This window comes from Geobacillus sp. WSUCF1 (assembly GCF_000422025.1).
Taxonomy (GTDB): Bacteria; Bacillota; Bacilli; order Bacillales; family Anoxybacillaceae; genus Geobacillus; species Geobacillus zalihae.
Window position 1 is genome coordinate 1 of the sequence record NZ_ATCO01000117.1, and the last position, 1,799, is coordinate 1,799.

4 protein-coding genes are annotated in these 1,799 nt (G+C 47.9%); all 4 read right to left on the reverse strand.

All coding sequences use genetic code 11. The annotated features are described in order from the left end of the window. Positions 1–250: 250 nt before the first annotated feature. Positions 251–514: a pro-sigmaK processing inhibitor BofA family protein gene (locus I656_RS05015; RefSeq protein WP_011229537.1), complete on the reverse strand. Its 264-nt coding sequence runs from the start codon at positions 512–514 to the stop codon at positions 251–253. Between the two features lie 78 nt (positions 515–592). After that, the gene (locus I656_RS05010; RefSeq protein ID WP_012820427.1) at positions 593–817 is read right to left on the reverse strand and encodes a YaaL family protein; all 225 of its coding nucleotides are present in this window, start codon (positions 815–817) and stop codon (positions 593–595) included. A gap of 23 nt (positions 818–840) precedes the next feature. Then, the gene (gene recR / locus I656_RS05005; protein ID WP_011229535.1) at positions 841–1,437 is read right to left on the reverse strand and encodes a recombination mediator RecR; all 597 of its coding nucleotides are present in this window, start codon (positions 1,435–1,437) and stop codon (positions 841–843) included. A gap of 9 nt (positions 1,438–1,446) precedes the next feature. Continuing rightward, positions 1,447–1,773, reverse strand: a complete 327-nt coding sequence (locus I656_RS05000) for a YbaB/EbfC family nucleoid-associated protein (protein WP_011229534.1) — start codon at positions 1,771–1,773, stop codon at positions 1,447–1,449. Between the last annotated feature and the right edge of the window lie 26 nt (positions 1,774–1,799).

A 1,799-nucleotide genomic window follows, 5' to 3' on the forward strand; every position in this document is an offset into this window, starting at 1 on the left:
CGCCGTTGCCCGCAGGACGCAGGCTGCCTTTAGGCGAAATTACGGCGCCTCCGCTTTTCTTATGACGCTTGCGTTTTGTTTAGTTTTCAAGGAACTTGTTTATCTTGCACACTTTTATTATTATACATATCATTTAATTTGCTGTCAACATATCTTTCATGAACAGCGACATTAATTAATATAATGCATTGTCATATAAAAGTCAATAACTTTTAAACAAAAAAATTAAAGGCATCTTGAATAATGATGCCTACAAAATATATCGGTCAATCACGATTAACGCTGCCGCTCCAGGGAGGCCAAGAAATCCGCAAACGATTGAGGTGACGAGGTTAATCGGAATATGGATGTTAAAATGCCCGCCGATGGCGTTGATGACAAACAGCGCGAGCGCCCCGACGATCAGGCGGATAGCAGCGTAGCCGATCAGGCGAAGCGCTTTGAGACGGGCGCCGACGATAAGCAAAACGGCGATAAGCGCTAGCAACACGGTAATGACGACTTTCGGCTCCAACGTTTGAACCCCCTTTTTGCACGCTTGTACTACCAACGTATGAGAAACAGGGGAAAAAAGAACAAAAAAATAAGGAAGTTAACGCACTTCCTTAAGTGTGATGCGGCGGTGCTTCGCTTCGCGGAGGAGGAAAAAATATTTGGCCTCAGCGAGTTGCAATGCGCTCAGCACCTCCGGAGACGGATCGACGCTTTTTTCGATGAGTTGTTTCTGCTCAAGCCATTCAGTTCTAGCCTTTTGTAGTTCAGCCATTAACTTCTCATCAAATTGTCTCTTTAGTTTCCCCTTTCGCCGCCATAACAAACCGATCCCCACCTTCTTTCTCTCTATAGCTCACGGCGCCCTTCCAACGCCTTTGATAACGTCACTTCGTCCGCATACTCCAAGTCGCCGCCGACCGGCAAGCCATGGGCGATGCGGGTGACTTTGATTCCTGTCGGCTTCAACAGGCGGGAGATGTACATCGCCGTTGCCTCTCCCTCGATGTTCGGGTCGGTCGCTAAAATCACCTCTTGGACCGTCTCATCCTGCAATCGCGTGAGCAGCTCGGCGATTTTAATATCTTCCGGTCCGATGCCTTCCATCGGCGAGATGGCCCCGTGCAACACGTGGTACAGGCCATTGTATTCTTTCATCCTCTCCATGGCGATGACATCTTTCGGATCCTGAACAACGCAAATCGTCGTCCGGTCGCGCCGCTCGTCTTTGCAGATGTAGCAAGGGTCTGTATCTGTAATATGTCCGCAAATCGTGCAATAATGAATATGCCGCTTGACATCAACGAGCGCTTTGGCAAACTCAAGCACGGTGTCTTCTTTCATCGCCAGCACATGAAATGCAAGGCGGGCAGCCGTTTTCGGGCCGATGCCGGGCAGTTTCATAAAACTGTCAATCAACTTCGATAGCGGTTCTGGATAATGCATACGCCCCCCCTAGAACAACCCTGGAATGTTAAGTCCTTTCGTAAACTGCCCCATCATTTCATTAGCCAACTCATCCGCTTTTTTCAACGCATCGTTTGTCGCTGCCAAAATCAAATCTTGCAGCATTTCAATATCGTCTGGGTCGACGACTTCCTCTTTAATTTTTACTTCCAAAATTTGTTTATGACCGTTAGCGACAACGGTCACCATGCCTCCGCCCGCCGTGCCTTCCACCGTTTTTTCCGCCAACTCTTCCTGCGCTTTTTGCATTTCTTTTTGCATTTTTTGCATTTGTTTTAACATTTTTTGCATATTGCCCATTCCGCCACGCATCATCTTGGCATCCTCCCTCTAGAAATGTT

Coding starts and splice junctions, on each gene's coding strand:
- I656_RS05000 (WP_011229534.1), bottom strand. CDS start 1,773: ATGATGCGTGGCGGAATGGGCAATATGCAAAAAATGTTAAAACAAATG.
- recR (WP_011229535.1), bottom strand. CDS start 1,437: ATGCATTATCCAGAACCGCTATCGAAGTTGATTGACAGTTTTATGAAA.